Below are 26,622 nucleotides of genomic sequence, written 5' to 3'. Positions count from 1 at the left end.
AGGGTGGCCGGCTCCGGCTTCGTACTTCACTCCCTGGCCACCCCAATGATTGGGAGGGTCCTTTAGAACACCCGGATCGGGATCTCGGCCGGGTCCCTGAGCAGCGACTCGATCTCGTCGTCGAGCTTGACCAGGGTGATGGACGCTCCGGCCATGTCCAGGGAGGTGCAGTACTCGCCGACGTAGCTACGGCCGACGCTGATGCCCTGCTCGGCGAGGCGCTTGTGGGCCTGGCCGTAGAGCAGGTACAGCTCGCTGATGGGGGTTCCGCCCAGGCCGTTGATCATGAGTGCCACGCGGTCCCCGTCGCCGAACGGCAGGTCCTGGACGATCGGAGTGAGCATTTCCTCGACGATCTCGTTGGCGCTCATCATGGCCGCCCGGCGCCGGCCCGGCTCACCGTGGATGCCCACACCGATCTCGATCTCGTCCTCACCGAGTTCGAACAGCGGGCTGCCCTTGGCCGGCGGGGTGCAGGCGGTCAGTGCGACGCCCATGCTGCGGGTGACCGAGTTGACCTTCTCACCGATCCGGATCACCTCGTCCAGGTCCGCGCCGCGTTCGGCCGCGGCGGCGACGGCCTTGATGACGAAGAAGTTCCCGGCCACGCCGCGGCGGCCAATCGTGTAGGTGGAGTCCTCCACGGAGACGTCGTCGTTGATGAAGAGGGTCCTGACCTGGATGCCCTCGGCGGAGGACATTTCCTGGGCCATGTCGAAGACCATCTTGTCGCCGGTGTAGTTGTTCACCAGCAGCAGCACGCCTTTGGGCGAGGCCATCATTTTGGTGGTCTCGTAGACATAGTCGAACGGCGGTGCGGCGAACACGTCGCCCGGGCAGGCGGCGTCAAGCATGCCCTTGCCCACGATCATGACGTGCGCGGGTTCATGGCCGGAGCCGGAGCCCTGCACGATCGAGACCTTGTTCTGGTCCGGGCCGTCGGCGCGCATGATCAGGTTGTATTCGGGGACGTACTTGAGGGTCTCGGGGTTGGCCAGGGCCAGCCCTTCGAGCATCTCGGGGACGAACTGCTTGGGGTCGTTGACGAACTTTTTCATGTGATCTCCACGTCGTTGTGCTGGTCAGGTTGATGGAAAGACAAACAGGGCTAGCGCTGGTCCCAGCCCTCGGTGATGCGTTCAATGATGATGGCGATCGCTATCGCGCCGGCGTCCGGGGAGCCGATGCTACGCTCGCCGCTGTAGCTGGCCCGGCCCCGCCTGGCCTCGAGCTTGCTGGTGGCGTCCGCGCATTCCCTGACGGTTTTCGCGAACGCGGCCCGGCATTCGGCGGCTCCGGCACCGGCGGCGAGCTGGCGTTCCAGCTCGTCGGTGGCCGGGACGAGCGCGTCCAGCAGGGTCTTGTCCCCCAGGCTCGCGCCGCCCCGGGCCATGATGCCCTCGGCGGCTGCGCGGAGCATGGAGACTGCTGCGGCGCCGTCGATGGTGTCCACGGTCTTCGCCGCGGCGGAGGCGCGCAGGAACGCGGTTCCCCACAGCGGGCCGGAGGTGCCGCCGATCCGGCTCGAGATCGCCAGGGCGATCTGCTGCAGGAATGTGGGAACGTCGTCGCGCTTGAAGCTGTCCCAGTCCTGCAGGACCTTCTCGAAGCCGCGGGCCAGGGAGTAGCCCAGGTCGCCGTCACCCACGACGGCGTCCAGGTCGCCGAACTCCTTTTCCTTATCGACTGCAGTCTGCGCGAGGGTGCGGACGACGTATTCGACGTCGGCGAGGTCGGTGGCGGTCATGGGGTCTCCGTCGGGGTCGAAGGGGCGGCGGGGTTTGCGGCGCCGTTGCCGGGCCGGGGCGTGGACAGGATGGCCTGCAGCGTCGCGAGGGTCACGACGCCGGAAACGTCGACGCCGGCGTCGTTGGCCAGGACTTCGGCGGCCTCGCCGGCGGGGTCGCCCAGCGAGCTCACCACGAGCGAGGCACCGGTGAAGTCCTCCTCACGGGTGTAGCCACTGACCGTGACCAGGGTTCGCAGTCCCGCGCCCAGGGCGGCGCGCAGGCCGTTGGCGCTGTCCTCAACCACGATCGCATCGTCCGGGTCAAGGTTCAGCTCCCTGAGCGCTAGCAGGTAAATGTCCGGGGCGGGCTTCTTCGCCGGGACGACATCGCCGGCGAACACAGCGAAATGCTTCGCGAGGCCCTCGCCGACGGCGTGCGTGAGGACGGCGCGGACGGCCGGTTCCGCCGAGGTGGAGGCCACCGCGAGGGTCCATCCGGCGTCATGCGCTTCCTGGACGATCCGGGCGATCCCGGGCCGGGCGGGCATGACTCCGGAAGCCACCATGTCCTTGTAAACGGCGGTCTTGCGCTGGTGCCATGCCAGGATGGCCTCGTCCACGGCGGCGTCGTCCTTCAGGCCCAGGCTGTGGGCGAGTTCCGGGGTGAGGATGCTGCGCATCCGTTCCTTGCCGCCGCCGATCTTGACCTTCTCCGCGTACTCTTCGACGCTCCACTGGACCGGGACGTTGAAGTCGGTGAAGGTACGGTTGAAGGCCGGCAGGTGGCCATGCTGTTCGGTGTCGGCGAGGACGCCGTCGCAGTCGAAGATCAGGGCCGGCATCAGCGGCCGCCCTTGCCGGCGCTGCCGAACTGCTCGGTCAGCTCCTTGACCATCGCCATGACCTCCCCGCGCGTGTGCTTGAACAGCGACGGCGGGTCCCACTTGTTGTCCTGCTCGGCCTGTTTGAGGAAAGACAGGGAGGACTGCATGAACGTTTCCTTCAAGGCGGTGGAGATGTTGACCTTCGCGCAGCCGCGGGCGATCAGGTCCGCGAACTGCTCCTGGCTCAGGCCGGATCCGCCGTGCAGGGCGATGGGGATGTGCCGGGCCTCGACGATCTCGGTGACCCGGCCGACGTCGAGCACCGGGGCGGCCTTGTAGGAGCCGTGCGCGTTGCCGATCGAGGGTGCAAAGACGTCGATGCCCGTGGCGTCGATGAAGTTCAGTGCCGTCTCCAGGCTCTGCTGGGGGGCGACGTCGTCCGAGCCGTGGTCATCCTCGACGCCGGTGATCGCTTCGATCTCGCCTTCCACTTGGGCGCCGTACTGCCGGGCCTCGGCAACCACCTCGATGGTCTGGCGCTGGTTTTCCTCCACCGGCAGGCTGGAGGCGTCAAACAGCACGGAGTTCCAACCGGCTTTGAGGCATTCGGTGAGCACCTCCCGGTCCGGGCAGTGGTCCAGGTGCAGGGTGACGGGGACCTGGATGCCGGCGGTCAGCGACTTCCACATATCGAACAGCTGGCGGGAGCCGATGCTGCGGACCGTCTTCACGGAGGTCTGCAGGATGACCGGGGAGTTTGCTTCCTCGGCCGCGGCGAGGACCGCTTCCATGGTCAGGTCATTGAAAATGTTGATGGCCGGAACGCCGTAGCGGGCGTGAAAGGCCGGATCGACTATGTCCTTTAGGGGCACAACACCCATGGGAAACCTCCTTGTTTGGCTGCCTTCAACGCTAAGCGGACTTTCCTTTTCCGGGTACGGGGGGAAACCCGCACCCCGGCTTGGGGGTCATCCCCACCTGTTGCGGGGTGCGGGTCTCGTGCTCAAGTGGTGTCACGGAATCACAACAACTCCCCCAGCGAAAAGGACTGCCGCCATGGCTAACGGAAGCGTTTTGGAAACCATCACCCTCGAAGAAGCGCAGCAGGTCATCGACGCCGCCGCGAAGAAGGCCGCCGAGATAGGCCAGCCGATGGACATCGCCGTCGTTGACGCCGGCGGCAACCTCAAGGCACACGCCCGGATGGACGGCGCGAACATCGGCTCCATCACCATCTCGATCAACAAGGCCTACACGGCCATTGCGTTCCAGTGCGAGACCGGCGATTTGCAGGAAGCCACCCGCCCGGACGGCCCCATCCACGGGCTCAGTGACGCCCACGGCGGACGGCTGGTGGTGTTCCCCGGCGGCATTCCGTTGGTGCGGGACGGGCGGATCATGGGGGCAATCGGGGTGTCCACCGGGACCATTGAGCAGGACCAGGAGGTTGCGCTGGCCGGAGCCGGGGCGTATTAGCAGCCCCCTGACAGCTGGTGCAGGCTGCCCGTTGCGTACAATCGGCGCTCGTAGGCGTGCCACGGGGACCCTGCCGCTTCGGCCGGCTCCCGCTGCGGTCCGTCAGCCCTTCGCCACCCGGGCATCCCCGCCAGCCGCGGACTCGGCGATCCGTTTGATTGCTGTGAGAGTTTTCGGAATGCCGTCCAGCGCCTGCCGGGTGCGGTCGGCGATCTGGGTGTCAGCCCCATCACCAAACTTCTCCTCGAACATGGCTATGCCCTCCGGCAGGAATTCCCAGGACTCGCTCAGGATGGTTCCGTCGTCTGCCGGGGTGAGGGCGAAGCCCCAGCGGACAAACCTGCCGCCCACCACCCAGGCGAACTCGCGGCCGCGCTCGGCAGCCACCACCTGCGAGCGGGTCTCCCAGGACCGGTGCGGGAGCTCGTTACGGCCGGTGAACCAGGCACCGGGCTGGCCGGCACTGTCCTCGTCGTCCCACCAGCACGACGTGCAAACCGGGCTCCACTCACCGGTGCGGGTGATGTCGGAGACCAGGTCGTACAGCGCCTCTGCTGATGCCTTGACCGTGACCGACTCCTGGTGGTGGCGGATGCTGTTCTGGTTCATGGGTCCATCCTTACAGACGGTCACTTCTTCTGCCGCCGGCTGCCGCCGGCTGCCGCCGTGCCAGTCCTCCTGCTCACCGACTGCACCGGAGGTGACCCCGAGGGCCGGAAGCTGTGGCCGCTCTCGCAGGCTTCGCTTGAGCTCCGCGAAACCAGGGAACCGTGCCAGCCCCACCACGTGGTCCCACAGCTCGGCGGCCGACTGGTCGTCCGGCAGCCGGCTGATCACCGGCCCGAAGAATGCCACGCCGGCGGGTGGTTCGAAGTGGATGATGGGCGTGCCCACGTCCTTGCCCGTCAGCCCCAACGCCTCATCCGTCTCCTGCCGGATCTCCCAGTCCCAGGAGTCGTCGTCGAGAGCCTCCGCAAGCTCCGGGGGCAGGCCGGCCTGGGCCAGGACCGGCTCCACGAACTCTCGCGTCCCCCGTTCCTCACGCACCTCGGCCTCGCTGCGCTGGCCGGCCGTGTCCGGGGCAGCTTCGAAAATCTGGGTGCCGAACGCCTCGTACAGCCGGGCGATCGACTCGCGGCCATGCTCAGCACGTGCCCGGGCCGCCACCCGCAGGAGCCGGAGCCCGGCCGTGTGTCCGGCCTCGTACTCAGGCGGGAACTGCGCGTCATAGTCAACGTGGGCGTTGATAAGGCGCAACGAAATAAACCGCCAGTCCACGGTGTACTCGCGCTGTGCCTGCACCTGCCGCACCCACTTGCTTGTCATCCAGGCGAAAGGGCAGACGGGGTCGAAATAGAAGTTGATGTCGGCATCCACGCGTCCACCCTTGCACCTGCTAGTGACCTGCGTCTATTCGACACGGGACGTCCTTTTGTGCGCGGCCGAGCAAAACCCCGCAAGCCCCTGGTCACGGTTCCTCCACCGGGGTGCTGACCTTCCCGGGCGAGACGCACTGGAGGCCGGGGCCGGGAGCCACGTTCGTCTCCTCCCGCCGAGAGTGGACGCGGAGCCTCGGCAAAAACTGAGCTAAACCTGGGACACCGCCCGGCGTCCGGCCTATAGGATTCCCTAGTCATCCGGGGCCACGGGCCTCCGGCGAACTGAAAATTGGGGGTAATCAATGCCGGAACTCGGCCGTATCTACTGGACCCGGCAGGGGCTTCGCCTGGCGTACTCAGCGGTGATGGTTTGGCTCGCTGTCGCGGTGATGTCGGCGCTCATGTCGAAGACAACACCGGCCACCGGAGCGGGGCCGTCCGCCGCCGCGGGGGTTTCTGCGCGGCATGGTGGAGAACGTCGTCGCCGCGGTTGCACTCCCCGGCGTGGCCGCCGTCGTTCTGGGTATTGCCGCCGCCGTCATCACCCGCCGGGACGTCCGGCGCCGGGATCCGGTGCGCCGTTTCACGCGCCAGCAGCGCCGTGAAGGGATGGCCCGGGCTGCCCGTGTGTGTGAAATGGAAGTCGGCTTCGGGCGCCGTTGCGGCCGACAGGCCGAGCACGGCGACCACTTTTACCCGTGGTCCAAGGGCGGCTCCACCAGCCTGCAGAACTTCGTCGCAGCCTGTGCCAGATGCAACCGCGCCAAGCGTGCCAGAATCCCGTCGCCGGGCCAGCAGCAACGGATGGAACGACGACGGCGGGAGTACCTGCCGCCGTCGGCCTCCCTCAGCGTGGGCGAACGGCAGCCCGTGCCCTGAGGCAGTGTCTTGAACTGAAACTTGCGGTCAGTCGGCTTCCGCTGCGTTGAATGGCGCCGGCTTACCGCTCGCCGTCTCCAGCCTTCGAGAGCGTGAATATGCCATACCGCATCGCACCGGTGCGGTAGGCCAGGATCAGGCGGGGAATGCCCAGAAAGGAGCTGCGGTTGCGCGCGCCCAGGGCGAGGCGGCGGGTCTCGCGATCGGTGAGCAAGGCCTTCATGAGCCGGCCGGCGCAGATCGGCCAGGTCCGGGCGACGCGGCGGCTGACATCCTCATAGCCGGTGACCGTAAAGCCCGCCGCCGTTGCCATCGCCTCATACTCCTCGCGCGTGCCCATCGAGGGCAGGCGCCCCTCGCGGCAGATCGGCTCGAGCAGGTGGCGGACCTTCCAGCCGCTGGCACCGTTCCCGGCGAGCCAGGCGCAGATGACGAGGCGGCCGCCGGGCGACAGCACGCGATGCGCCTCGGCGAAGAACCGGGGCTTGTCCACCATGTGCTCGCTCGACTCGATCGCCCAGGCCGCATCGGCCGAGGCGTCGGCCAGCCCGTTGTCGAGCCAGTCGCTGACCTCGGTATCAACGCCGGGGACAGGATGCGCGGCTGCGTAGCGGGCCTGCTCGGCGGACAGCGTGAAGCCGGTGACGCGGACCCCGCGTGACACCGCAAGCCGCCGTGCGGTGGAGCCGTAGCCGCAGCCGATGTCGACGCACGCCTGGCCGGGCATGAGCTCCAGCCGGTCGCCGACCGCGTCCACCAGCGCCTCGACGGCCTCGCCGGGTGTCTCGCGGCCCGTCGCCCAGAGCCCGTGATGGACATGCTCGCCCCACACCCGGCGATAGATGGGATCGAGCTCGTCGTAGTGATCCGCCACCGCCACGGCGTTCTGGGAAATATCGGGGACGATCACGCCCTGACCCTACAACGGCGCTCCACAGCGAAGGAAGAGGCAGGACGACGGCGGCACTTGGGCGAATTCAGGGGGTCGTCGCAACGCCGTAGGTGGTTAGTTCGTCAAGAGTAGGTCACGCAAAACGCTCGGCTGGGGTATCCCAGCCGAGCGTTTTGCGTGGTCGCCCGTTGAGTTCCTGGGCGACGTGTTCGAGGTCTTCGGGTCCGTAAACGGACAAGTCTGTGCCTTTGGGGAAGTACTGACGCAGCAGCCCGTTGATGTTTTCGTTGGAGCCTCGCTGCCAGGGGCTGGCGGGGTCGCAGAAGTAGACGTCCATATTTGTGGCCATGCTGAACGATTTGTGGCCGGCCATTTCCGAGCCCTGGTCCCAGGTCAGTGAGCCGCGCAGGTGCTCGGGCAAGGTGCTCATGGCTGTGATGAGTCCGTCACGGACTGTGTCGGCGGTGTGGTTTCCGGGCAGGTGAACGAGCATCACGTAGCGTGTGGTGCGTTCGACGAGGGTTGCGATTGCTGACTGGTTGTAGGCGCCGGTGATGAGGTCGCCTTCCCAGTGGCCGGGCACGGCCCGGTCTTCTATCTCCGGGGGCCGTTCGGAGATGTTGATCGTCGGGTCCGCGAACCTGGGAGTGCGTTGGTCGCTGCTGCTACGTGTTTTCCGGCGTGCCCGGCCGGTGCGCAGAGCCGCTTGAACCTCGCATTTGAGTCCACCGCGTGCTTGGAGGTAAACGGATTGATAGATCGTCTCGTGGCTCACGCGCATCTCCGGGTCATCGGGGAATTCTTTGATCAGGGTGTGGCTGATTTGCTCCGGTGACCAGCGTATGGCCAGCTTCTCCTTCACGTATTTGCGCAGCTGTCCTTCGACTGCCAGTTTGCTGTCTTTGGGCCGAGGCCGGCGTGAGGCTGCAGCCCGGTGGGCCGCGTACGGTTGGTACCCGCGCTCCGGGTCGCTGTGCGGGCTATTTCACGGCTGATCGTCGAGGGCGAACGGCCCAGGGCCTTAGCGATCTCCTGCTGCGACGTCCCGGTTTGAAGCATGTCACGGATCGTTTCGCGTTCCTTGATCGAGAGGTAGCGTTCATCAATGGCCTGCTCCAGCGCAGGCAGCGGAACCATGCCAGTTCCGCTGGCCGGGATTGTGGTGGTCACTTCCTTGTTGTAATCCACCATCTGGCCGTCGGGGTAAATCCGGCCGTTTTAGTCCTGCGGATCCCCGTGTCCCACTCAGCGGCGGTCGTGCGGTGGATACCCAAGGCCCTGCCCGCATCCCTGCGCGAAAGGCCGGACTCACGCAACCTGCGGAAGTCCTCCCGGCCGGGCTGGCCGGCGCGCGTGCGGGCCAGCCCCGCCTTCTGAATCCAGCGGTAACAGGTATTCCGGTTCAGCCCGAGCTGGGCGGCGGCCTCTGTAGCGCTCCCCAATCGCTGAAAGACCCGGAAGAACTGTTCCTTTTGCTGAGCAGACGCTCTCGCAAACTTCCGGGGCGTAGACAAAGCCTCACTTCGATGTGGCACGGTCGTTGCAACTCCAAAATCATTGGGCGTTGCAACGACCGCTAGAACTCAAGCTTGCGTCCCGCCGTCGTCGTTCCTTCCCTGCCGGGGAACGGCAGGCGTCCTACGGATGCACCGGCATGTTCACCGCCGTGTCCTTGTGGTTGATCAGGGTGCCAAATGGACCAATACGAGACGTCGGAATAGCGGCGGCTACCGGGCACTGCAAAGTGCCAGAGCGTTCGTCGAAACCTGCATTAAGTGACAGAGCGTCTGAGGTGGAAACGGTGGGTGAACAATGTCGTAGCCATCGCCTAGAGTGATTTCGACGACGTGACGCACCAAACACGGGACCGCAATGGACTTCTACGCCATCAATTCCCTGCGGGAGAACCACGCAGGTTGGTCACTGCTCCGCGCCCAGAACGCGCCCCTGGCTCTGACGTTCTTCATGGCTGCGTTCACCGGTCCCAACCGGCGTAACCTGGGGCGGCAGGAGCTGATCGACGTCCTGGACGACGTACTGTTCGGCCTCCGCGACAGCGAAGGCGAGGACAGGTTCCCGCGTCCTGCCGGTGAATACCTTGATGACTGGTCGGCCGACGGCCGCCAATGGCTCCGCAAATACTACCTCCCCGGCGAGGACGAACCGCATTACGATCTCACGGCGGCTGCGGAGGATGTGGTCCGCTGGGTGGAGAACCTGCGCGGGCGGGACTTCGTCGCAACCCAATCCAGGCTCACCAGCATCTTCGCGGTCCTGAAGCAGCTGGTGCAGCAGTCCGAGACGGACCCGGAGGTGCGGCTCGGAGAATTGCAGCGCCAGCGGGACGGGATCGATGCCGAGATGCAGCGGATCCGCGAGGGCAACATCCGCGTTATGACCGGCCCGGAGGCATTGGACCACTTCCAGCAGCTCACGGCCCTGGCCAAGGACCTGCTTTCCGATTTCCGCGAGGTGGAGCAGAACTTCCGCAAGCTGGATCGGCAAGTCCGCGAGCAGATCGCTACGTGGGACGGTACGCAGGGTGAACTGTTGGAGTCGATTTTCGACAACCAGCAGGACATCAGCAGCTCCCTACAGGGGCGCACGTTCCAGGGGTTCTGGGACTACCTGATGTCGCCCCAGCTCCGCACCGAGCTGCAGGACCTGCTTCAGCGCGCCACCCGGATCGAAGCCCTGGCCAACGCGGACAGCCTGCACGCGCTGGCCAACCTCCACCAGGACTGGCTTCCCGCCGTTGAACAGACCCAGGCCACGGTCCGCCAGCTTTCCCAGCAGATGCGCCGGCTCCTGGACGACAAGGTGTTCCTGGAGAACAAACGCATCATGCAGCTGATCCGCCGCATTGAATCCGGTGCATTGGGCACCCGGGAGGCGCCGCCGTCGGGCGTTTTTATGGAGATTGACGCATCATCCGTGGACGTGGTGCTGCCCTTTGAACGGCCCCTTTATGAGCCCAGCCGCAAAGTGCTGGTGGACGACGCCGTCGAAACGGCCGACGACGCCGGCGTGGACGCCTCGGCCCTGTTCGGCCAGTTCTTCGTGGACAAGGAACGCCTGCAGGCCAACATTGACGCCATTCTGGCCGAGGCGGAGCAGGCCACCCTCGCCGAAGTCACGGCAGCGTACCCCCTTTCCCAAGGCTTGGCGGAGGTGGTGGCGTATTACCAGCTGGCCACCGAATCGGACTGGGCCACCATCAACCCGGAACAGTCCCAGCGCCTGTCCTGGCAGCTGCCGGACGGCTCCATCCGCGAAGCCACCATCGAACAGATCATCTTCGGAAGGCCGGCATGAACGTCCCCGCCACAGCTGACACTGAAGCCCGCACGCCCGAGGAGCTTCCCGCCGTCGTCACCCGGCTCTTCAAGGGCGTGCTGTACGCGGAGAACGACGAGAAGCTGTGGCAGTCCCTGCTCGGGCTGACCTCGCACGTGCGCGACTACGTCTCGGTGCTGGGCCTGGACCTGTTCCTGGACGAGTCCGAAGGCTACGCGTTCCTGCGGTCCAAGAATGATCCGGAGGGCACGCTCCCCCGGCTCATCGCCCGCCGCTCCCTGACCTTCAACGTCAGCCTGCTGCTGGCACTGCTCCGCCGGCGCATGATGGAGTTCGACATCAACAGCAGCGAGGTCCGGCTCATCATGACCGAACAGGAGATCGCGGACATGGTCTCGGTGTTCCTGCCCGAATCCAGCAACGAGGCCCGGGTCCTTGACCGGCTGGGAACGGACATCAAGAAGGTGGTGGAGCTCGGTTTCCTGCGCAAGCTCAGGGGGCAGGCAGATACGTACGAGGTGGCCCGGATCCTGAAGGCGTATGTGGATGCGCAGTGGCTGGAAGAGTTCGACGCACGGCTGGATGACTATCGCCGGACGCTCGCCGGGGAGCCGCCCGCCACAGCGGTGCCCGCCGGGCGCGGGACCGCAGGAACTGCAGAAACCGGGGAGGACCAGTGACCGCGGATTTGGGTACGGACTTGCAGGAGAGCTTGTTCAGTCTGGATGAAACAGCTGCCGACGGCGGGACTCCCCCGGGCTTCCGGCTGCACCGCCTGGAGCTGCTCAACTGGGGCACCTTCCACCAGGGGGTGCGCACGTTCCGGCTGGACGGGGCCAACAGCCTGCTCACCGGCGACATCGGTTCGGGGAAGTCCACGGTGGTGGATGCGATCACCACGTTGCTGCTTCCGGCGCACAAAATCGAGTACAACAAGGCCGCGGGGGCGCAGAAGAAGGAACGCTCCCTGATGTCGTACGTCCGGGGCTTCCACAAGAGTGCCCGGAGCGCCGGTGGAGAGTACTCCAAGCCGGTACCTTTGCGCGCCACCGGCCAGCTGACTGTGGTGCTGGGCGTTTTCCACAACGCCGTGCTCGGCAAGTGGGTCACGCTGGGCATCACGTTGTGGGCTACCCAGGAGGCGGGGCAGCCCAACCGGTTCTACTCGCTCGCGGAAGCGGACCAGACGATTGCAGCGGACTTCAGCAATTTTGGCCAGGACCCTCTGAAGCTAAAGAAGAAGCTGCGTGCGGCCGGCGTATCGGTTCACGACGCCTTCGAACCGTACTCCGCAGCTTTCAAGCGCCAGTTCGGGATCAGCGGTAACCAGGCCATGGAGCTGTTCCACCGCACGGTGTCCATGAAGCAGGTGGAGAACATCACCTCGTTCGTCCGCGGCAACATGCTGGAGGAGGACGACGTCGCCGTCCGGATCACTAACCTGATCCACCACTTCGACGACCTGAAGAAAGCCCACGACGCAGTCCTCCGGGCCAAGGACCAGATCGCCCTGCTGACACCCATCAAGGAAGGCGCCGCCCTCCATGCCGGGCTGACCGCCGACGACGAGCGGGCCCGGAAACAGCGTGACCAGCTGCATCCGTGGTTCACGGACCGGAAACTGCAGCTGAGCCTGGAGCACCAGGCCGAGCTGGAGCGCACCGGCGTGCGGCTGCAGGAGGACTGGACTCGGCTGAACGGCGAAGTCAAGCAGCTGCGCCGGGACCTGGCCGGAGTGGATGAGGACATCCGCACCAACGGCGGCGGACGTCTCGCAGCAATCGACGCCGAACTTGCTGCTTTGGCCGCCAAGTCCGCCGAGCAGCGGCAGCGGTTCGAGGCCTACTCGGATGCAGCCGCGGAGCTTGGCCTGCAGGCCCCGGAGGACCGTGTCCTCTTTGACGCGAACCGGGCCCGCCTCGCCACCGTGGAACAGGAGTTGGCGGACCGGTCCAACGTGTTGCACGAAGAGCGGACAACGCTGTCCATCAGGCAAGCGGAACTCACCTCCAAGTCAGCGGAGATCAAGGCCGAGCTCACCAGCCTGCAGGCCCGCCGCAACCTGATCCCCCTACCCCAGCTGGACATCCGCCGTCGGCTCTGCGAAGGCACCGAAATCACGGACAGCGACCTGCCGTTCGTGGGCGAGCTGCTCAAGGTCCGCGAGGGCGAAGCCGCGTGGGAGGGCGCCGCGGAACGGACCCTCCACGGGTTCGCCCTCTCGCTCCTGGTCCCCGCGGAGCACTACGCCGCGGTCAGCAGCTGGGTGGACGCAAACAACCTGCGGGGCCGGCTGGTGTACCTGAGAATCGGGGAGTCCTACTCGCCCAGGGCCGCCGAAGCGGGCACGCTGGCGGCGAAGATCGCCATCAAACAGGGCACCCCCTTCCGGGACTTCCTGCAGGACGAGCTCAGCAGCCGGTTCGATTACTTCTGCTGCGAGAACCTGGCCGATTTCCGCCGCTACCCGAAGGCGCTGACGGCCAACGGCCAGCTCAAAGGCGGGCGGGGCCGGCATGAGAAGGACGACCGCAAGGACCTGGCGGACCGGCGCAACTACGTGCTGGGCTGGGACAACCACGACAAGATCGCCGGGTTCCGCGCCGACCTGGACGAAGTGCAGGGCCAGCTGAAGGTTGTGGCCGGGCAGCTTGACCGGGTCAATGGGGAGCTGGGGGCGCTGGGCCGGAGGAACCGGCAGCTCGGTGTGGTGGGGTCCGTCACGGAATTCGGCGAGATCAGCTGGCAGGCCACGGCCCGCAGCATCGAAGACCTAAAGGCGGAAAAGCGGGCCTTGGAAACCGCCAGCGACGTCCTGCAGCAGCTCATGACCAAGCAACAACAGGTCACGGCGGAGCTGGAGCGGCAGGAGGAGAAGGCAGGCAAGCTCCGCGAGCGGCTCGGCGCGAACGAGAAGGACGCCAGGGACATCGCCGAGGCAATCGAGGAGTGCCGGGCCATCCTGGTTGACACGCCGGTAACGGACGACGCCGGGGTGCTGGCCGCCGTCGAACGCCTCACCGCAACAACGCTGGGGGACAAACCCCTCACCTACAAGAACACTGCCGCCGTGGAAAGCACTGTGCGGAACGGGCTGACGGACACCATCGACGCGCTGTCCAAGAGGATCGCCCGTGCAGCGGAGAGCACCGTCCGGCAGATGGCGGACTTCCGCAACAAGTACCCGAACGAAACCACTGACGTCGACGCCTCACTGGAAGCCGCGGCGGACTACAACCGGCTGCTGGAGCAGCTGGTGGGCAACGACCTGCCCCGGTTCGAGAACCAGTTTAAGGACCTGCTGAACCAGAACACCATCCGCGAGGTGGTGGCGTTCAATGCGTTCCTGGACAGCCGGCGGCAGAACATCATTGACCGGATCGGCGAGATCAACCAGTCCCTGTCAGGTATTCCTTACAACACGGGCCGGCATATCCAGCTGGAGCACCAGGCCACCTCAGACCAGGACGTCCGCGAGTTCGGCAGCGACCTGCGTGCGTGCTCGGAGGGGACAATCGGCGAGACGGACCAGTACTCGGAGCAGAAGTACCTGCAGGTGGAGCGGCTAATCGACAGATTCCGTGGCCGGGAAGGACTGACGGACCTCGACCGGAAATGGACGGCGAAGGTGACCGATGTGCGGAACTGGTTCACGTTCTCGGCGTCGGAGAAGTGGACGGAGACTGGCGAGGAATACGAGCACTTCACGGATTCGGGCGGCAAGTCCGGCGGTCAGAAGGAGAAGCTGGCGTACACCATCCTGGCGGCGGCCCTGGCGTTCCAGTTCGGGCTGGGGTCCGGCAAGGGAGCGGGCAGGAATGCCGGCAGCGGCAGGAGCTTCCGGTTCGTGGTGATTGACGAGGCGTTCGGCCGTGGCTCGGACGAATCCGCCCGGTATGGGCTGGAGCTGTTCCAGCGGATGAAGCTGCAGCTGCTGATTGTCACTCCCCTGCAGAAGATCCACGTCATCGAGCCCTTCGTCTCGCACGTGGGTTTCGTCGCGAACATCAACGGTGATGATTCCCAGCTGCGCAACATGACCATCCAGGAGTACCGCGAGGAGAAGGACCGGCGTGGCCACTAAGGCGTGGACCACGCTGGCGGACTTGAGGGCCCTGTCGCTGAAGGCGTGGAGCAGCGGTTCGCTCCTCCGGGAGCTGCTGGAACCCACCGGGCTGTACCCCCGGCGTCGTCCGTTGAAGCGTCCGACGGCGGCCGAGCTGCTCAGCGATTACGCGGCGGTCCGCGCGTGGGCAGCTGAGCTTTTTTCCGGGGCAGGTGCCTACTCTTTGGAGACGGTAGAGACCGGGCGGCGGACTGTGGGGGCCAATTCCCTTCCCGGCGCGGCTGTATTTGCCACTGTTGAGGACGAGATCGGCTTTGTTGGGAAGGCGCGGGAGGTCGGCGTCTTCCGGTCCCTGACTGAGGGCCTGGCCGGACTGGATCCCCAGCTGGTGGACTGGGCAGCGAGGCGGCCGATGAAGCTTCTCGAACTGGGCCCGGCGGCCGTGACTGCGGCGCGCGTAGCGTTGTGGCTGCGGGACAGCCCTGCGCCCGGTATTTACGTCCGCCAGTTGGGCCTGCCCGGGGTGCACACGAAGTTCATCGAGCGGCACCGGCAGGTTATTGACCAAATGCTGGTCACCCTCGAGCCTTCTTCGCGCGACCAGGAAATGTCCGCGGGTGACGACGAGCTGGAGTCCTCGGGCCGTGATGCGGGGCTCGAAGACAGCGCGGGAAGGACACCCGCGGCGAGATTTGCCCGCCGGCACGGGTTCCTGCACCCTCCGGAGTTAGTGAGGTTTCGTCTGTTGGATCCTGTAATTGACCAGTTCGGTGGGGCGCGGGACATCACATTGACGGCCGAAGCGTTCGGCGGGTTGCGGCTGCCCGTGGATACCGTCATCGCAACGGAGAACCAGGTCAATTTCCTGGCGCTTCCCGACCGCCCTGGGACGCTGGCACTTTATGGGGGCGGGTACGGATTCTCTTCCCTGCGGGACGCCGCATGGCTCCGTGACTGCCGTGTCCTCTACTGGGGCGACATTGACACCCACGGCTTCCGGATCCTCGACCAGCTCCGGGCCGCCCATCCGCATGTGGAGAGTGTCCTGATGGATGAGCGAACCCTGCTTGCACACAGGGATGCTTGGGGTAGAGAAGAATCGCCCTCGCGGGCGGCGCTTGCGAGGCTGACGGCGGCAGAATCGGCGCTGTACGAATCCCTAGGGAAGAGCACCTATGGCTCGAATATTCGCCTGGAGCAGGAGCTGATCAACTGGTCCTGGGCGCTCAAAGAGCTGAGGGCCTGAGTCCTTATCCCGATTACCGGGCCACGCCGAGAAAAGACAGCGAGCGACTGCTCCACAGCCACCATCGTTTCCGAATTCGTAGCGGCTCACGCCGGCCAGTCTTCTGAATCTGCTCGACGAAATCCTGGTCGTCTGTAATGCGGTCGGTGGCTGCGACGGCGCGCGCCTGGCGCTGGGTTGGAGCACGGGGCCTTCCACCAGAGCGAAGGGGAAGGACGACGGCGGCACTTGCGTCCCGCCGTCGTCCTTCCTCCCATGCCGGGCACCCGCCCGCCGGCCTCTACGGGTGCACCAGCACCTTCACCGCCGTGTCCTTGTGGTGGATGAGGGTGTCGAAGCCCTGCTCCACCAGGTCCTCCAGCGCGATCCGGCCGGTGATGAACGGCTTGAGGTCCACCTTGCCCTCCTGCACCATTTTGATCACCGCGGGGTGGTCGCGGACGTAGGCGATGGTGCCGCGCAGGTCGATCTCCTTGAGAACCAGCTTCTGCATGTCGATGGTGGCGGGAGCGCCCCAGATGGACACGTTGACCACCACGGCGCCGGGCCGGACGGCGTCGAGCATGGTGTCCAGCACCGCGTTCACGCCGGCGCATTCGAACGCGACGTCGGCCCCCGTCCCGCCGGTGAGTTCCCGCACCCGCTCCGGCACGTTTTCCTGGCTGGGGTCCAGGACATGGTCCGCCACACCGCTGGAGGTGGCCTTTTCCTTCCGGGCCTGGGTGAGCTCGCTGATGATCGTGGTCACCCCCATGCCCTTCAGGACGGCGGCGGTAAGCAGGCCAATGGGCCCCGAGCCGCCCACCAACGCCGTGTCGCCCGCCTTCACGCCGCTGCGCGCCACCGCGTGGTGCGCCACGGACAGCGGTTCGATCAGCGCCGCCTCGTCCAGCGGAATGTCCCCGACGGGGTGCACCCACCGCTGGTCCACCACGATCTTCTCGCTCAGCCCTCCCCCGCCGCCGGACAGCCCGATGAAGCCCATCTGCCGGCACAGGTGGTAGCTGCCGGCCTGGCACATGTCGCAGCTCCCGTCCACAAAATAGGGTTCGACGACGACGTTGTCCCCCTTCGCCAGGCCCGTCACCCCTTCGCCCACCTCGGAGACAGTCCCGGAGAATTCGTGCCCCAGGGTCACCGGGGATTCCTCGTGCGAGAGCGGGTGCGGATGCCCCGGTGCCGGGCAGAAGATGGGCCCTTCAAGGTACTCGTGCAGGTCCGTGCCGCAGATGCCGCACCACGCGACGTCGATCTTCACCGCCCCGGGACGGAGTTCCGGCTCCGGGATGTCCTCGATGCGGATGTCCTTGCGGGCGTGGAATCGGGCTGCTTTCATGATGGGCTCTTCCTTTAGCGGGTGTGGTGGCTGGGCTGTAGTTCGTACACCGGCGTCTCCAGCCCCTCCATCCGGGCCTTGAGCTGCAGCGCCAGGTAGGAGGAGTAGTGCCGGCTCTGGTGCAGGTTGCCGCCGTGGATCCAGAGGTTGGGGACGTTGGTTGGTTTCCACATATTGCGCAGCTCCCCCTCCCAGGGACCAGGGTCTTTCGGCGTGTCTGAGCCGTAGCCCCAGCACTTGCCCACCCGATCCGCGATTTCCGGCGAGACCAGGTCCGCCAGCCAGCCGTTCATGGACCCGTACCCCGTGGCGTAGACAATTAGGTCGGCCTCCAGCTCGGTCCCGTCCGCCATGACCACGGCGTTGCCGGTGATCTTGGAGACCTGACCGGACTTCAGCTTCACCCGGCCGTCGATGATCAGCTGGGAGGCGCGACGTCGATGTAGTAGCCTGAGCCGCGCCGCAGGTACTTCAGGAACAGGCCCGACCCGTCCACGCCGAAGTCCAGCTCGAACCCGGCAGCCTCCAGCTGCGAATAGAAGTCCGCGTCCCGCCGGGCCATCTCCTGGTACACGGGCACCTGGGCCTCGGGCAGGATCCGGTACGGCAGGGACGCGAACAGCAGGTCGGCCTTCTCGGTGGTGACGCCGTTGGCGAGCGCCTTCTCCGAGTACAGGTCTCCCAGCGCCAGGTCCATCAGCGATTCGCTGCGGGCGATGTGAGTGGAGGACCGCTGCACCATGGTGACGTCGGCGCCGTGCTCCCACAGGTCCGCGCAGATATCGTGCGCGGAGTTGTTGGAGCCGATCACCACGGCCTTCTTCCCGGTCCAGTCCCCGCCGCCGGGGTGCTGGCTGCTCGCCCAGGAAGGACTGCGCGCCGTCGAACGCGGGGATGTTCGGGTAGCCGGAGACGCCCAGGGCGAAGACGAGCTGGTTGGGCCGCAACGTCACTGGTGACCCGTTGCGGAGGACGCTGACCGCCCATTCCTGCGTGCCGTCGTCGTACTCCGCGCCCACGCACTCGGTGCCGGACCAGTAGTTCAGCTCCATAATGCGGGTGTAGTGCTCCAGCCAGTCGCCGATCTTGTCCTTGGCGGCGAAGACGGGCCAGTCGTCCGGGAACTTCAGGTAGGGCAGGTGGTCGTACCAGACGGGATCATGCAGGTGCAGGGACTTATAGCGGTTGCGCCAGGAGTCGCCCGGGTTCTGGTTCTTCTCGATCACGATGGTGGGCACGCCCAGCCGCTTCAGCCGCGCCGCAAGGCCGATGCCGCCCTGCTCGCCGCCGATGATCACACGCTAGGGCTGCTCCTCGTAGCCGAGCCGCGCCTCCTGTTCCTCCTTGAGTTCCTTCCAGGAGCGGCGGCCGCGGATGATCTCGTGCGCCACGCCCTGCTCGCGGCGCGGGCCTTTCTTCTCCTCGAAGCCCTTCAGCTCCTGCATGGTGGTGAGCAGTGTCCAGCATTTGCCGTTCCGCAGCCGGAGGTGGCCGTAGCCGCGGGCGGCGCCGGTCTCGAAACGTGAACCTGACTGAGTACAGCTAGGACGCGCAGGGGCGGACAATGCTGGACGCTCTGGCCGCTGTCGGCGTGGACACCTCCGACGTGGCCATCCTGCCGGAGCCGACCGGGACCGCGCTGATCGTGGTGGACCGCGAGGGCGAGAACCAGATTGTGGTGTGCCCGGGCGCCAACTCGCACCTGTCGCTGGACGCGGTTGAGTTCGGTCCGGAGGAGGCGGTCCTGTGCCAGCTTGAGGTGGGCCTGGACGTGGTGCTAGAGGCAGCCCGTAAGACGCAGGGGTTCTTCGTGCTGAACGCGGCGCCTGCCATGGACCTGCCGCCGGAGCTGCTGGAACGGTGCGACCTGGTGATCGTCAACGAGAGCGAGTACGCCCTAATCCCGGCCCTCGCTGACGCGAAGCTGGTGGCGGTGACATACGGTGGCGAGGGCTCGGCGATGTTCGAGCACGGCCAGAGGGTGGCCGAGGCGCCGTCCGAGGCTGTGCTTGTGGCGAATACAATGGGCAGGGCAGCGCCTTCTGCGCCGCCCTGGTCCTGGCACTGCGTAGCGGTTGGACTACACCCCCAGCCCTGGCCGTGGCGAACGGGGTGGGGGCCGATGCCGTGAGCGGTCCGTCGTCCCATCCGGATTTGGCACAGCTGGGCCACTTTGTGGAGCGGACTCCTCCGGCGACGGACGCCCACTGAGCGTTGCACTACCGGCGACTGACGTTGCGCTGGGCGGTGCCGGCCGACTTTCCTAAGTCCGGCGGATCACCCGCGACGCCTACCTGCAGGCCGGGCATTTCGCGGCCGACCACCCGTGAACGAGCGTGCTGGAGGACGTGGAGCACCGAGCCGAGCACGCCGAGATGTGGGTCGCGGAGACCACCGGGAACGTGGTGGCGGCGGTGACGCTGACGTTCACCGGCCAGCCGTACAGCGAGATAGCACGAGATGGGGAACTGGAGTTCCGGATGTTGGCTGTCGACCCGGCGCACCAGGGCGGCGGCGTCGGCCGGGCCGTGGCCCTGATCGTGGAGCACGCCCGGCTGCTGTCAGGCATTGAGGCGATCAGCATCACCAGCGCCACGTTCATGGAGCGTGCGCACGCCCTGTATGAGCCACAAGGCTTCCGCCGCGCCCCGGAGCGGGACTGGTATGTGCCGGCCGAGGACGTGCTGCTGTGGGTGTTCCGGCTGGGGCTGTAGTCCCTGCGCTGGACATCAGCCCGGACCAGCACAGTCCCCGGCAGTACCTGCTGGCATACAATTCCTTTTCCGACCGTCGTAGCCATTCTTGATCCCGTCAGCTCTTTGGGGAAACAACGCCGAGGGTACGCGGCCGGAAACTGATCTCTCGGAGGTGGTATCCGAGGTTCCAGAGGTCCTCTGGAACCTCCTTAACGGATTCGGCTGCTATTCGAATATTGGGAACGGTTGTATCGGCTTTGTAAGCATGCTTGAGCCAGGTTTTATAAACATGAAGGCCTTTCGCTCTATCTAACTTTGGCAGTGCTGTGTCATGCTCTCTTCGCAGCTCTTCCCATGACTTGCCGGCTTTCGGGACGAGGACTTCGACAGGAAGATATTCGATAATGTCACGCGCAGCCAAGCCGTAAGGGTTCAAACGCGAGTGAACGCCCTTCTTGATTGCACGACTAAGCCAGTTCACGATCCACTCGTGCTCCATCACCCTTTTCGAATTGAATGCTTCCGCAAGATAATCAATGGCACTTTCCGCATCTTCGGATAAGTAGCGCGTTTGAGCTTCCATCCAGGCGGACGTAATGTCCTCTGCCCGAACACTGTCGAGAACAGCCACGAGATGTGCGTCGCTTAGATCAAACAGCAGCTGGCTTTCCAAGGTGCCTGGAAGATTCCGTCCTCCACGCATGGGTATTATCTTCACCCTTGCGGCGTCGAGGAAGTCACTGCACAGAGTTTGGATTACAATCTCGTCGTGTTCTCCCTCCACGAGGAGAAATATGCGGTACAGGCCAAGCAAGTCCGAGGGTAATAGACCCAGCTCCGCCAGAGTTTCTTGTCCCATTGGCGGCATCTGGCCAACATGTGTTCGACCGTCGTGCTTAGCAACATGAACGCAACCGGTGGTCTGTGCATTTAAAACTTCTGGAGAATGGGTGGCAACCACAACCTGCGGTCCCATTGCTGTCAGACCGTCGAGGCCCTGAGCCATGTGGCGTTCGGCGCTGCGGTGAAGTGCGGCCTCGGGTTCGTCTATGATTACCGTGGTAGTCGCACCAGTGAGATCTAGTGCGCGGCGGATGGCGATGCGTGCCCATCTGCTCTCTGCTCGGGATAACTCCGTTACAGGGACGCGGCTATTCCCTTTGTCGCCGTAGGCCACATACCAATGCAAAGCACCTTCGACAGCCCACCGGCCCAACTTGCGCACCTCCAGAGTTAGAGGCGGAGCATCTTGGAGCAACGAGGCATACAGGCTGTTCGCTGCAATATTTAGGTCGTTCACCCAAGTCCTCATTGCAGGAGTAAAATCAAGGCTTTCGTCGGAGTTGTCAAGGTTCTTCTGGAATACGTCTAGAAATACCTTTGAGGTAGCAGAGTTTATGTCTGTTTCATCTTCGTCTGATTCCAGCACCAGAGGAATCTCGCGAGTAGCAAAAAGTTTGACGACGGGAATGGGGAGCGAATCGGAAATCATAGGATCAAGCCATTGGTCGACTGTTTCTGGTTCCGGCATGTAGGTATACTCCCAAAGCAACGCCGCTAAAGGCTGAAAAAGCGGAGCTAAAAGCAGCGGCTCAACTTCCTCTTCGTAGCGCTGCTCCAACTCCCGCCCAAGTTCTTCCCTCACCCATAAGACTTTGGACTCTAGTTCCGCAACTCTTTGCAAATGCTCATCCTCCAGACGATATGCTTCTTCGCGCATCCGGGTAAAGTCCTCGATCGCTCGGGCACAAGCTGGGAAGCGCGAACTGTCGCGTGGCATGCAGAGCCAAACGTCCCATTCGGGCGCTGCAGTGCCCGTGGGAATGATTGCAAACTCCGTCGCTGACGCAAGTTCCTCAACGAGCCCGGACGGGATGTCGTCGGTTAGGTTAAAAGGTTTCAGGTACCGGCCGCCCTCATAGAACCAGGTTTTGATGGCTTGTTGCAGCCACTCCCTATCGTGGTCGGCCGTTGCATCGTACCGTGTCTCGCGGGCAGCTTCTGCTACTTGATTTAGAGTCCACTCATACCCCGCTGATCCAACCTCAAACTTGTAGATAAGTTGTGTAGAACCTGTTGAAATTCCCCTCATAGCACGCCTAAGGGAATTCAGGATCCAAGTCTTACCTGCCCCGTTTTGCCCGTATAACGCCGTGACGCCAGGGCCAAGAACGATTGCAAGGTTATCCAAGGGCCCGGCGTTGGACCGCATTGCAAAAAGCGGAGCCTTAATCGGCATCAGGGGCGAGTTTTCCATTGCATCATTGTGACAGGCGCCAACTAATGCATCTACTAGGAAAACCTACTCGTCCATCCGTAAGCCGACCACTCGGACAACGGTTTACTACAGATGTTTCCCGATACGATGTCTCGTGTCTCCCACTCGAGAAGACTATTCTCAGTGTCGCTGAAGACTGGAGGAAGAGTGGTGGTATGTCTACCGGGACGCGAAGGCATTGCCTAATGGCAGTTCAAGTTCACTATACGGTTCTGGATGCGGAACGGAACTACGCTACTTCGTCCCGTCGAAACACCGGTTGCGCCGGCGGCGGCTGGTTTCGAGACGAGACCAACCGCGCTTTCTGCCCGCCTGCAGTCGACATCCATCGCTGGGAGGTTCCACTGGTTGGGATGAGCCAAGGAACTCTATGCAACTAGTAAAAGGCCCATCCTGGGGCGGAGGGCTCGACGGTCGCTATCCCGGACGGTACCCCTTATCTGTCGAGCGCCACGTTCTTAGGTCGGTTGGCGAGCTGTTGCCTGGGGTGACAACCGTGACAAGGAATGCGCGCTACTACAGCCTGCACTCCTATACAGCGTTTCAGGCCAAAGCTCGCGGAATGACTGCGTCTGAATCACTCGAATTTCTTCGCCGATCGGAAACGCTAGTTGGAGCGATCTCCATACTTCATGAGGGCCAACATGCGTGGCTCCCCCGACCGCATGGAGCGGAGTATTTGGAAAGCAGAATCAAGGACGGACTGAACCTTGGACAGCTCTCCAGACCAGGCGCCTACGCCGGCCGTTCCATTGGCTATAAAGGTCAATATCAAGCGTCCGAAATGCTTCTGGGGCTGCTGCCGACTAGCAACAGCCAAATCACGGCTTTCGATACAAGCCGGTTAAACGATGGATTTCGTGGCCTTTACGAGCTGACGCGTGAGGAACATGTAAGTGAAGAACAGTTGCGGACGAACTGCCACCTCTGCGTTTGTGGCTCCCGAACCGAATCCGATGGGGCGGTGCTTCGGGAGTTGCTATTGGCGCAAGGAGCGGATCCGGACACTGATCATGACAAGCGCCGACAAACAGTACGGATGGTACTCCGCCTCGTACAACTGCGCGCGCCGGCTAGCATCAACACCGAGCTCGTTGACACGCTTAATTACTCCCCCGCCGTCCGTGATGACGACGTACTTTCACAACTGGATGCCGTTCCAGCGTGGCAGGGCGTGACCCTTCGAAACCGTTCCGTTGGCGCGTGGAGGGGAATCTGGGCCGGTCTCGTGGCGGCCGTACCAGGGCTATGCCATCGATCCGAGTTTTCAGCTCCGTTGACCGATGTCTTGCCCAGCATTTCAGTCGGTCAATACCTTCGCTCGTTACCGAAGGTGTGGGCGCCTGACGGAACTGCGTACCCCGCTGAGCTGGAGCAGTCGGCTGCATGTGAGTCAGACATGGAAGCATTCATGGCAACGATTCTGCTCGGCTCGCTTCGGCTTGCGAGGATTCCCGATCGTGTCCGACCCTATTTCGAGTCAAAGGGTGATTCCCTCCAGGAGATGTCGCCGAGTTGGTTGTTGAACCAAATTCACGAGTGGGACGGGCGCGCGCTGAAGGATTTCGCGCGTCATATCGTCGAGCTACTCCTTCGCAGGGCGAACAGGCTCTCAATGAGAAAAGCTAGGTTCGACTCGTCAACGGGAACGATCAAAATTCCAACGCGGATATTTTTCAGGGACGATCTGGTATTCAAAGACTCGAATGAAGGTGGCGGCAGCGTGTCCCTTCGCTGGGCGCCACTTGTGCACGTTCTCTCCGGCATCGATTTGCTCGTCCGAGACGAAAATGAAAAATGGCAGATCACCGATCAAGGAGCCGAGGCACTTGCCTAGTGATCATCAACAGATTCCAAATCCATTCCCGATGCTTCTGGACGAGGAACGAACCCGGCAAGTCCAGGCAAGGGAGGCTCTCTTCTTAACGTTCAACGTGGATCTTGCCTTCTTCGAGGCCCAAGTCCTCGGTACCTGTCTGGCTATGGGTGCTCGCGTATCGATTATCGCCGACGGAAATGTCTGGTCTCCGGACCCGCGAGCCGTGCGACATGCTGGACGCTCGTACAACGTTGGCCTCGTCACAGGACGCACGGCGTTTCACCCTAAGGTGGTTATTGTTGCGGGCGAGGAGAGGGTTCAGGTAGCCATCGGTTCTGGCAACCTGACGTTGGGCGGATGGCAATATAACGATGAGGTCTGGATCCAGTTCACCGGAGACAAGACGTCCTATCCGGCGATATTCCATGACATAGGTGAATGGCTTCGCGGTTTCGCCTCTTTTCGATGGCTCGACGCAGATTCTAGCGATTCAGTTCGCAGAACGTATGCGCTCATACGACGGCTCCTTGAGCAGAGCGAGCCTGTAGATACCGGGCACACCTTCATTACTTCCGCCGAGGAAGCGATTCTAGGCAGACTTCCTTCGGAGCCAGTAACAGAACTACGCTTACACGCGCCATTCCTCGACAGCTCCATGGCTGCAACATCCAGGTTAATAGAAAGATTGAGACCCCAGAAAGCATCTCTGCTCCTCCAACCAAGGTTGACGGTCTTCGACCCAGTCCAAGTACAGGAGTGCGCCGACAAGTATGGAATTCACATTGAGGCACAAGAATCGGACCGGAAGAACAAGTACCGTCATGGAAAGGTGATCTGGTGGAAATCTAACGGTACTTCGCGAGCCCTGGTCGGGAGTCCTAACCTTTCGGGGGCTGCGCTCTTGAGAGCTTGGTCATCTGGTGGGAACTATGAGACTGCGGTTGTGGGACCTGCTTCCGTCCTCACCGTTCCAGACGGACGGCCCATCGATGCTTCGAGCATAAGTCCAGCAACTACGGGAACCGCCTATCCATCGTCGCGCACCGGACCGTCAATCAGGTCGGCCCGTATCGTTGATGGTGACTTGACGATCACACTTTCAAGCCCGGCGTCGATGCTCTTAGAATTGGAAGCTTCCGAGTTCAGAGACCCTCCAGAACAATGGAGTCTGCTCGGATCGTTTCAAGAGGGGCAGATTGAACTCCGGACCGCCTGTGCAATGAGCGCTGTCAGTAGGGTCCGGCTGTCTTGGTGTGACGCTGAGATCAAACACGTCGGACCGATCATGTTCGTAATGGACCCACTCAGGATCAGCGCCGCACCCAGAACCCCGTCGAGAGTAAAGTCGTACAAATCGCCCACACCGGGTGAGCTATGGCAGGATGCCGGACGCGCCCTCGATTCATTGGACAAAGATTTCGCGGCGCTTCGGGAAGTATCCCTGCGCACTATCGGTCCGAGGGCGACGGCGGTTGGAGAAGGCGCGCAGCCCAGGCAGCGGCCTGTCCCCTCTGAAGCCAAAGTGAACGTCGAAAGCCCGTGGCTATGGGATCTTGAAGCGGCATCTCGGATTCAAGGCCCGCTCTTGACTGCCTTCGTGCTGGGTTTACCTCCTGCGCCCGCTTCGAGTAACGAAGTGGTAGCACCACCCCGATGGGCTGACGTCCTAGTGGACGACAACGAGGCCGTCCTCGATGACGAACACGATGATGCGGTGGCAAGTGTCATCCCGAAGGTTTCAGATACGGAGGCGTTAGCCCCTGACCATTCCAAATCTCCGGAAGCAGATCGACGACGACGTAGAAAACGATGTGCCCAATGGGTGGCGAGCCTGGATGATCAACCCCCGTTCATTCAGCTTGCCATGCTTCGCATCGTCACGAGTTTTTTTAGCGCGGGCAATTGGGATAGGTCCGATGTAGAGCCTCTGCGGCTCATAAGTACCCTCATCCGGCACTTGGCCAACGAACCGATTCCGGACGAACTGCAGGCCTCCGTTTCCAGCATGACTCTTGTAAGTTCCGCAGTAATGCGGGGCGCAACCGACCTCCGGACCACAAGCGAGGCAACGGTGATATATAGAAGCATTCTGGAGAGTGCGGCGACTCAGCTCGGGTACTTCGATGAAGACCTGGCTACGGAATACTGTCGAACATTGGTCGGTCATGATTCTCAGACACTGCGTCTTGACCATGTGCAGCATTTGATCGAGAGTGATCTGACCGGTGATGAGTTCAAAGATGCTCGTGCTGCCGCAGAGCAAGCCGGGTGGGAGTTCCTAAGCCAGGGTGGAACCAGGGTGTTTGTACACGGCAAATTCTCGAATCCGGAGCTGGCTGCCATCACAGTGGCGGGTTGGATTAATCGGGACGATCCTCCTCCGGTCTGGGCAATTAACCCGAATGGAGGCTGGTGTATGTGTATCTGGGAGCGACCCAACCTCATCATTGCGGACGGCAAGGGTCCTAGGCCGATTTGGAAGCATTTCCGGCTCGCCCCCCATATGTCACCCGCTGCTTTTGCCAATCAGCGAAGGTCTGACGACTCGTACTCCAACGGCAAGCAGCGAGTAAGTCGACCTTGGCAGCCATTCCCCGAGGCCAAGCAAGCACTAGAGCGATGGAGCTTGGCCGGGCCGGTCCCACTGATGGAGAGTCCTCAGGCGTCTCCACGGATGCCGTAAAGCGTTCGCCAAGCCTCCGGGG

18 protein-coding genes and 2 pseudogenes are annotated in these 26,622 nt (G+C 63.5%); 10 read left to right on the top strand and 10 right to left on the bottom strand.

Features of this window, described 5'->3' with window-relative positions; genetic code table 11:
- Positions 1-62 precede the first annotated feature (62 nt).
- From dhaK to LFT46_RS05430, 4 genes are read right to left on the bottom strand one after another with little or no spacing between them, the layout of a single operon-like run.
- Entirely contained in the window at positions 63-1,058 is a 996-nt protein-coding gene (dhaK, locus tag LFT46_RS05445; RefSeq protein ID WP_236821512.1) for a dihydroxyacetone kinase subunit DhaK, read from the bottom strand.
- Between the two features lie 50 nt (positions 1,059-1,108).
- Positions 1,109-1,747 carry a dihydroxyacetone kinase subunit DhaL gene (gene dhaL / locus LFT46_RS05440; RefSeq protein ID WP_236821511.1) on the bottom strand — a complete coding sequence of 213 codons (639 nt, stop codon included), beginning with the start codon at positions 1,745-1,747 and terminating at the stop codon, positions 1,109-1,111.
- The gene (locus LFT46_RS05435) at positions 1,744-2,571 is read right to left on the bottom strand and encodes an HAD-IA family hydrolase (protein ID WP_236821510.1); all 828 of its coding nucleotides are present in this window, start codon (positions 2,569-2,571) and stop codon (positions 1,744-1,746) included. The genes dhaL and LFT46_RS05435 overlap by 4 nt, the downstream gene beginning before the upstream one ends.
- On the bottom strand, positions 2,571-3,434 hold the full coding sequence (locus LFT46_RS05430) for a class II fructose-bisphosphate aldolase (RefSeq protein WP_236821509.1): 864 nt from the start codon (positions 3,432-3,434) through the stop codon (positions 2,571-2,573). Before LFT46_RS05430 ends, LFT46_RS05435 begins: the two co-directional genes overlap by 1 nt.
- Before the next feature lie 175 nt (positions 3,435-3,609).
- Between LFT46_RS05430 and LFT46_RS05425 the strand changes: the two genes are divergently transcribed.
- Entirely contained in the window at positions 3,610-4,029 is a 420-nt protein-coding gene (locus LFT46_RS05425; protein ID WP_236821508.1) for a GlcG/HbpS family heme-binding protein, read from the top strand.
- A gap of 102 nt (positions 4,030-4,131) precedes the next feature.
- Here LFT46_RS05425 and LFT46_RS05420 read toward each other — a convergent pair whose 3' ends face one another.
- Entirely contained in the window at positions 4,132-5,406 is a 1,275-nt protein-coding gene (locus LFT46_RS05420) for a mycothiol-dependent nitroreductase Rv2466c family protein (RefSeq protein ID WP_236821507.1), read from the bottom strand.
- Positions 5,407-5,873: 467 nt separating this feature from the next.
- Here LFT46_RS05420 and LFT46_RS05415 point away from each other — a divergent pair, with 467 nt between their 5' ends.
- Positions 5,874-6,287, top strand: coding sequence for an HNH endonuclease (locus LFT46_RS05415; protein WP_236821506.1), 414 nt, complete (start codon positions 5,874-5,876; stop codon positions 6,285-6,287).
- Positions 6,288-6,348: 61 nt separating this feature from the next.
- Here the strand turns inward: LFT46_RS05415 and LFT46_RS05410 are convergent, their stop codons facing one another.
- Together LFT46_RS05410 and LFT46_RS05405 are read right to left on the bottom strand one after the other, a co-directional pair.
- Positions 6,349-7,197, bottom strand: coding sequence for a class I SAM-dependent methyltransferase (locus LFT46_RS05410; protein ID WP_236821505.1), 849 nt, complete (start codon positions 7,195-7,197; stop codon positions 6,349-6,351).
- 115 nt (positions 7,198-7,312) lie between these two features.
- Positions 7,313-8,447: pseudogene (locus LFT46_RS05405) on the bottom strand (IS30 family transposase).
- A 604-nt stretch (positions 8,448-9,051) separates the two neighbouring features.
- Here LFT46_RS05405 and LFT46_RS05400 point away from each other — a divergent pair.
- From LFT46_RS05400 to LFT46_RS05385, 4 genes are read left to right on the top strand one after another with little or no spacing between them, the layout of a single operon-like run.
- The gene (locus LFT46_RS05400) at positions 9,052-10,494 is read left to right on the top strand and encodes a DUF3375 domain-containing protein (RefSeq protein ID WP_236821504.1); all 1,443 of its coding nucleotides are present in this window, start codon (positions 9,052-9,054) and stop codon (positions 10,492-10,494) included.
- Positions 10,491-11,156 carry a DUF4194 domain-containing protein gene (locus LFT46_RS05395; protein WP_236821503.1) on the top strand — a complete coding sequence of 222 codons (666 nt, stop codon included), beginning with the start codon at positions 10,491-10,493 and terminating at the stop codon, positions 11,154-11,156. Before LFT46_RS05400 ends, LFT46_RS05395 begins: the two co-directional genes overlap by 4 nt.
- A gap of 32 nt (positions 11,157-11,188) precedes the next feature.
- Complete coding sequence (locus LFT46_RS05390; RefSeq protein ID WP_236821502.1) at positions 11,189-14,560, top strand: ATP-binding protein; 3,372 nt, start codon at positions 11,189-11,191, stop codon at positions 14,558-14,560.
- Complete coding sequence (locus LFT46_RS05385) at positions 14,550-15,788, top strand: Wadjet anti-phage system protein JetD domain-containing protein (RefSeq protein WP_236821501.1); 1,239 nt, start codon at positions 14,550-14,552, stop codon at positions 15,786-15,788. The genes LFT46_RS05390 and LFT46_RS05385 overlap by 11 nt, the downstream gene beginning before the upstream one ends.
- A gap of 280 nt (positions 15,789-16,068) precedes the next feature.
- On the opposite strand, the gene LFT46_RS05380 is transcribed toward LFT46_RS05385, so the two are convergent.
- The gene (locus LFT46_RS05380) at positions 16,069-17,124 is read right to left on the bottom strand and encodes a 2,3-butanediol dehydrogenase (RefSeq protein ID WP_236821500.1); all 1,056 of its coding nucleotides are present in this window, start codon (positions 17,122-17,124) and stop codon (positions 16,069-16,071) included.
- 14 nt (positions 17,125-17,138) lie between these two features.
- Positions 17,139-18,647 (bottom strand): annotated as a pseudogene (locus tag LFT46_RS05375) (flavin-containing monooxygenase); the annotation flags it as partial.
- Positions 18,648-18,688: 41 nt separating this feature from the next.
- Here LFT46_RS05375 and LFT46_RS05370 point away from each other — a divergent pair.
- Complete coding sequence (locus tag LFT46_RS05370) at positions 18,689-19,255, top strand: PfkB family carbohydrate kinase (protein WP_336885543.1); 567 nt, start codon at positions 18,689-18,691, stop codon at positions 19,253-19,255.
- Positions 19,256-19,472: 217 nt separating this feature from the next.
- Positions 19,473-19,838: a GNAT family N-acetyltransferase gene (locus tag LFT46_RS05365; RefSeq protein ID WP_336885542.1), complete on the top strand. Its 366-nt coding sequence runs from the start codon at positions 19,473-19,475 to the stop codon at positions 19,836-19,838.
- Between the two features lie 97 nt (positions 19,839-19,935).
- Here the strand turns inward: LFT46_RS05365 and LFT46_RS05360 are convergent, their stop codons facing one another.
- Positions 19,936-22,059 (bottom strand): AAA family ATPase, encoded by a 2,124-nt coding sequence (locus LFT46_RS05360; protein WP_236821499.1) that lies wholly within the window; start codon positions 22,057-22,059, stop codon positions 19,936-19,938.
- 718 nt (positions 22,060-22,777) lie between these two features.
- On the opposite strand from LFT46_RS05360, the gene LFT46_RS05355 reads away from it, so the two are divergent.
- Positions 22,778-23,935 (top strand): hypothetical protein, encoded by a 1,158-nt coding sequence (locus LFT46_RS05355; protein WP_236821498.1) that lies wholly within the window; start codon positions 22,778-22,780, stop codon positions 23,933-23,935.
- On the top strand, positions 23,928-26,600 hold the full coding sequence (locus tag LFT46_RS05350) for a hypothetical protein (protein ID WP_236821497.1): 2,673 nt from the start codon (positions 23,928-23,930) through the stop codon (positions 26,598-26,600). The genes LFT46_RS05355 and LFT46_RS05350 overlap by 8 nt, the downstream gene beginning before the upstream one ends.
- Positions 26,601-26,622 lie beyond the last annotated feature (22 nt).

It is taken from the genome of Arthrobacter sp. FW306-07-I (assembly GCF_021800405.1).
Lineage (GTDB): Bacteria > Actinomycetota > Actinomycetes > Actinomycetales > Micrococcaceae > Arthrobacter.
Note: the sequence above shows the minus strand (reverse complement) of the source record. Positions and strands in the feature narration are given on the sequence as shown.

Excerpts from the sequence above, each read along its gene's own strand:
- LFT46_RS05370 (WP_336885543.1), top strand. The coding sequence starts at position 18,689 with ATGCTGGACGCTCTGGCCGCTGTCGGCGTGGACACCTCCGACGTGGCC.
- LFT46_RS05415 (WP_236821506.1), top strand. The coding sequence starts at position 5,874 with ATGGTGGAGAACGTCGTCGCCGCGGTTGCACTCCCCGGCGTGGCCGCC.
- LFT46_RS05400 (WP_236821504.1), top strand. The coding sequence starts at position 9,052 with ATGGACTTCTACGCCATCAATTCCCTGCGGGAGAACCACGCAGGTTGG.
- LFT46_RS05380 (WP_236821500.1), bottom strand. The coding sequence starts at position 17,124 with ATGAAAGCAGCCCGATTCCACGCCCGCAAGGACATCCGCATCGAGGAC.
- dhaK (WP_236821512.1), bottom strand. The coding sequence starts at position 1,058 with ATGAAAAAGTTCGTCAACGACCCCAAGCAGTTCGTCCCCGAGATGCTC.
- LFT46_RS05360 (WP_236821499.1), bottom strand. The coding sequence starts at position 22,059 with ATGCCGATTAAGGCTCCGCTTTTTGCAATGCGGTCCAACGCCGGGCCC.
- LFT46_RS05395 (WP_236821503.1), top strand. The coding sequence starts at position 10,491 with ATGAACGTCCCCGCCACAGCTGACACTGAAGCCCGCACGCCCGAGGAG.
- LFT46_RS05425 (WP_236821508.1), top strand. The coding sequence starts at position 3,610 with ATGGCTAACGGAAGCGTTTTGGAAACCATCACCCTCGAAGAAGCGCAG.
- LFT46_RS05430 (WP_236821509.1), bottom strand. The coding sequence starts at position 3,434 with ATGGGTGTTGTGCCCCTAAAGGACATAGTCGATCCGGCCTTTCACGCC.
- LFT46_RS05435 (WP_236821510.1), bottom strand. The coding sequence starts at position 2,571 with ATGCCGGCCCTGATCTTCGACTGCGACGGCGTCCTCGCCGACACCGAA.
- dhaL (WP_236821511.1), bottom strand. The coding sequence starts at position 1,747 with ATGACCGCCACCGACCTCGCCGACGTCGAATACGTCGTCCGCACCCTC.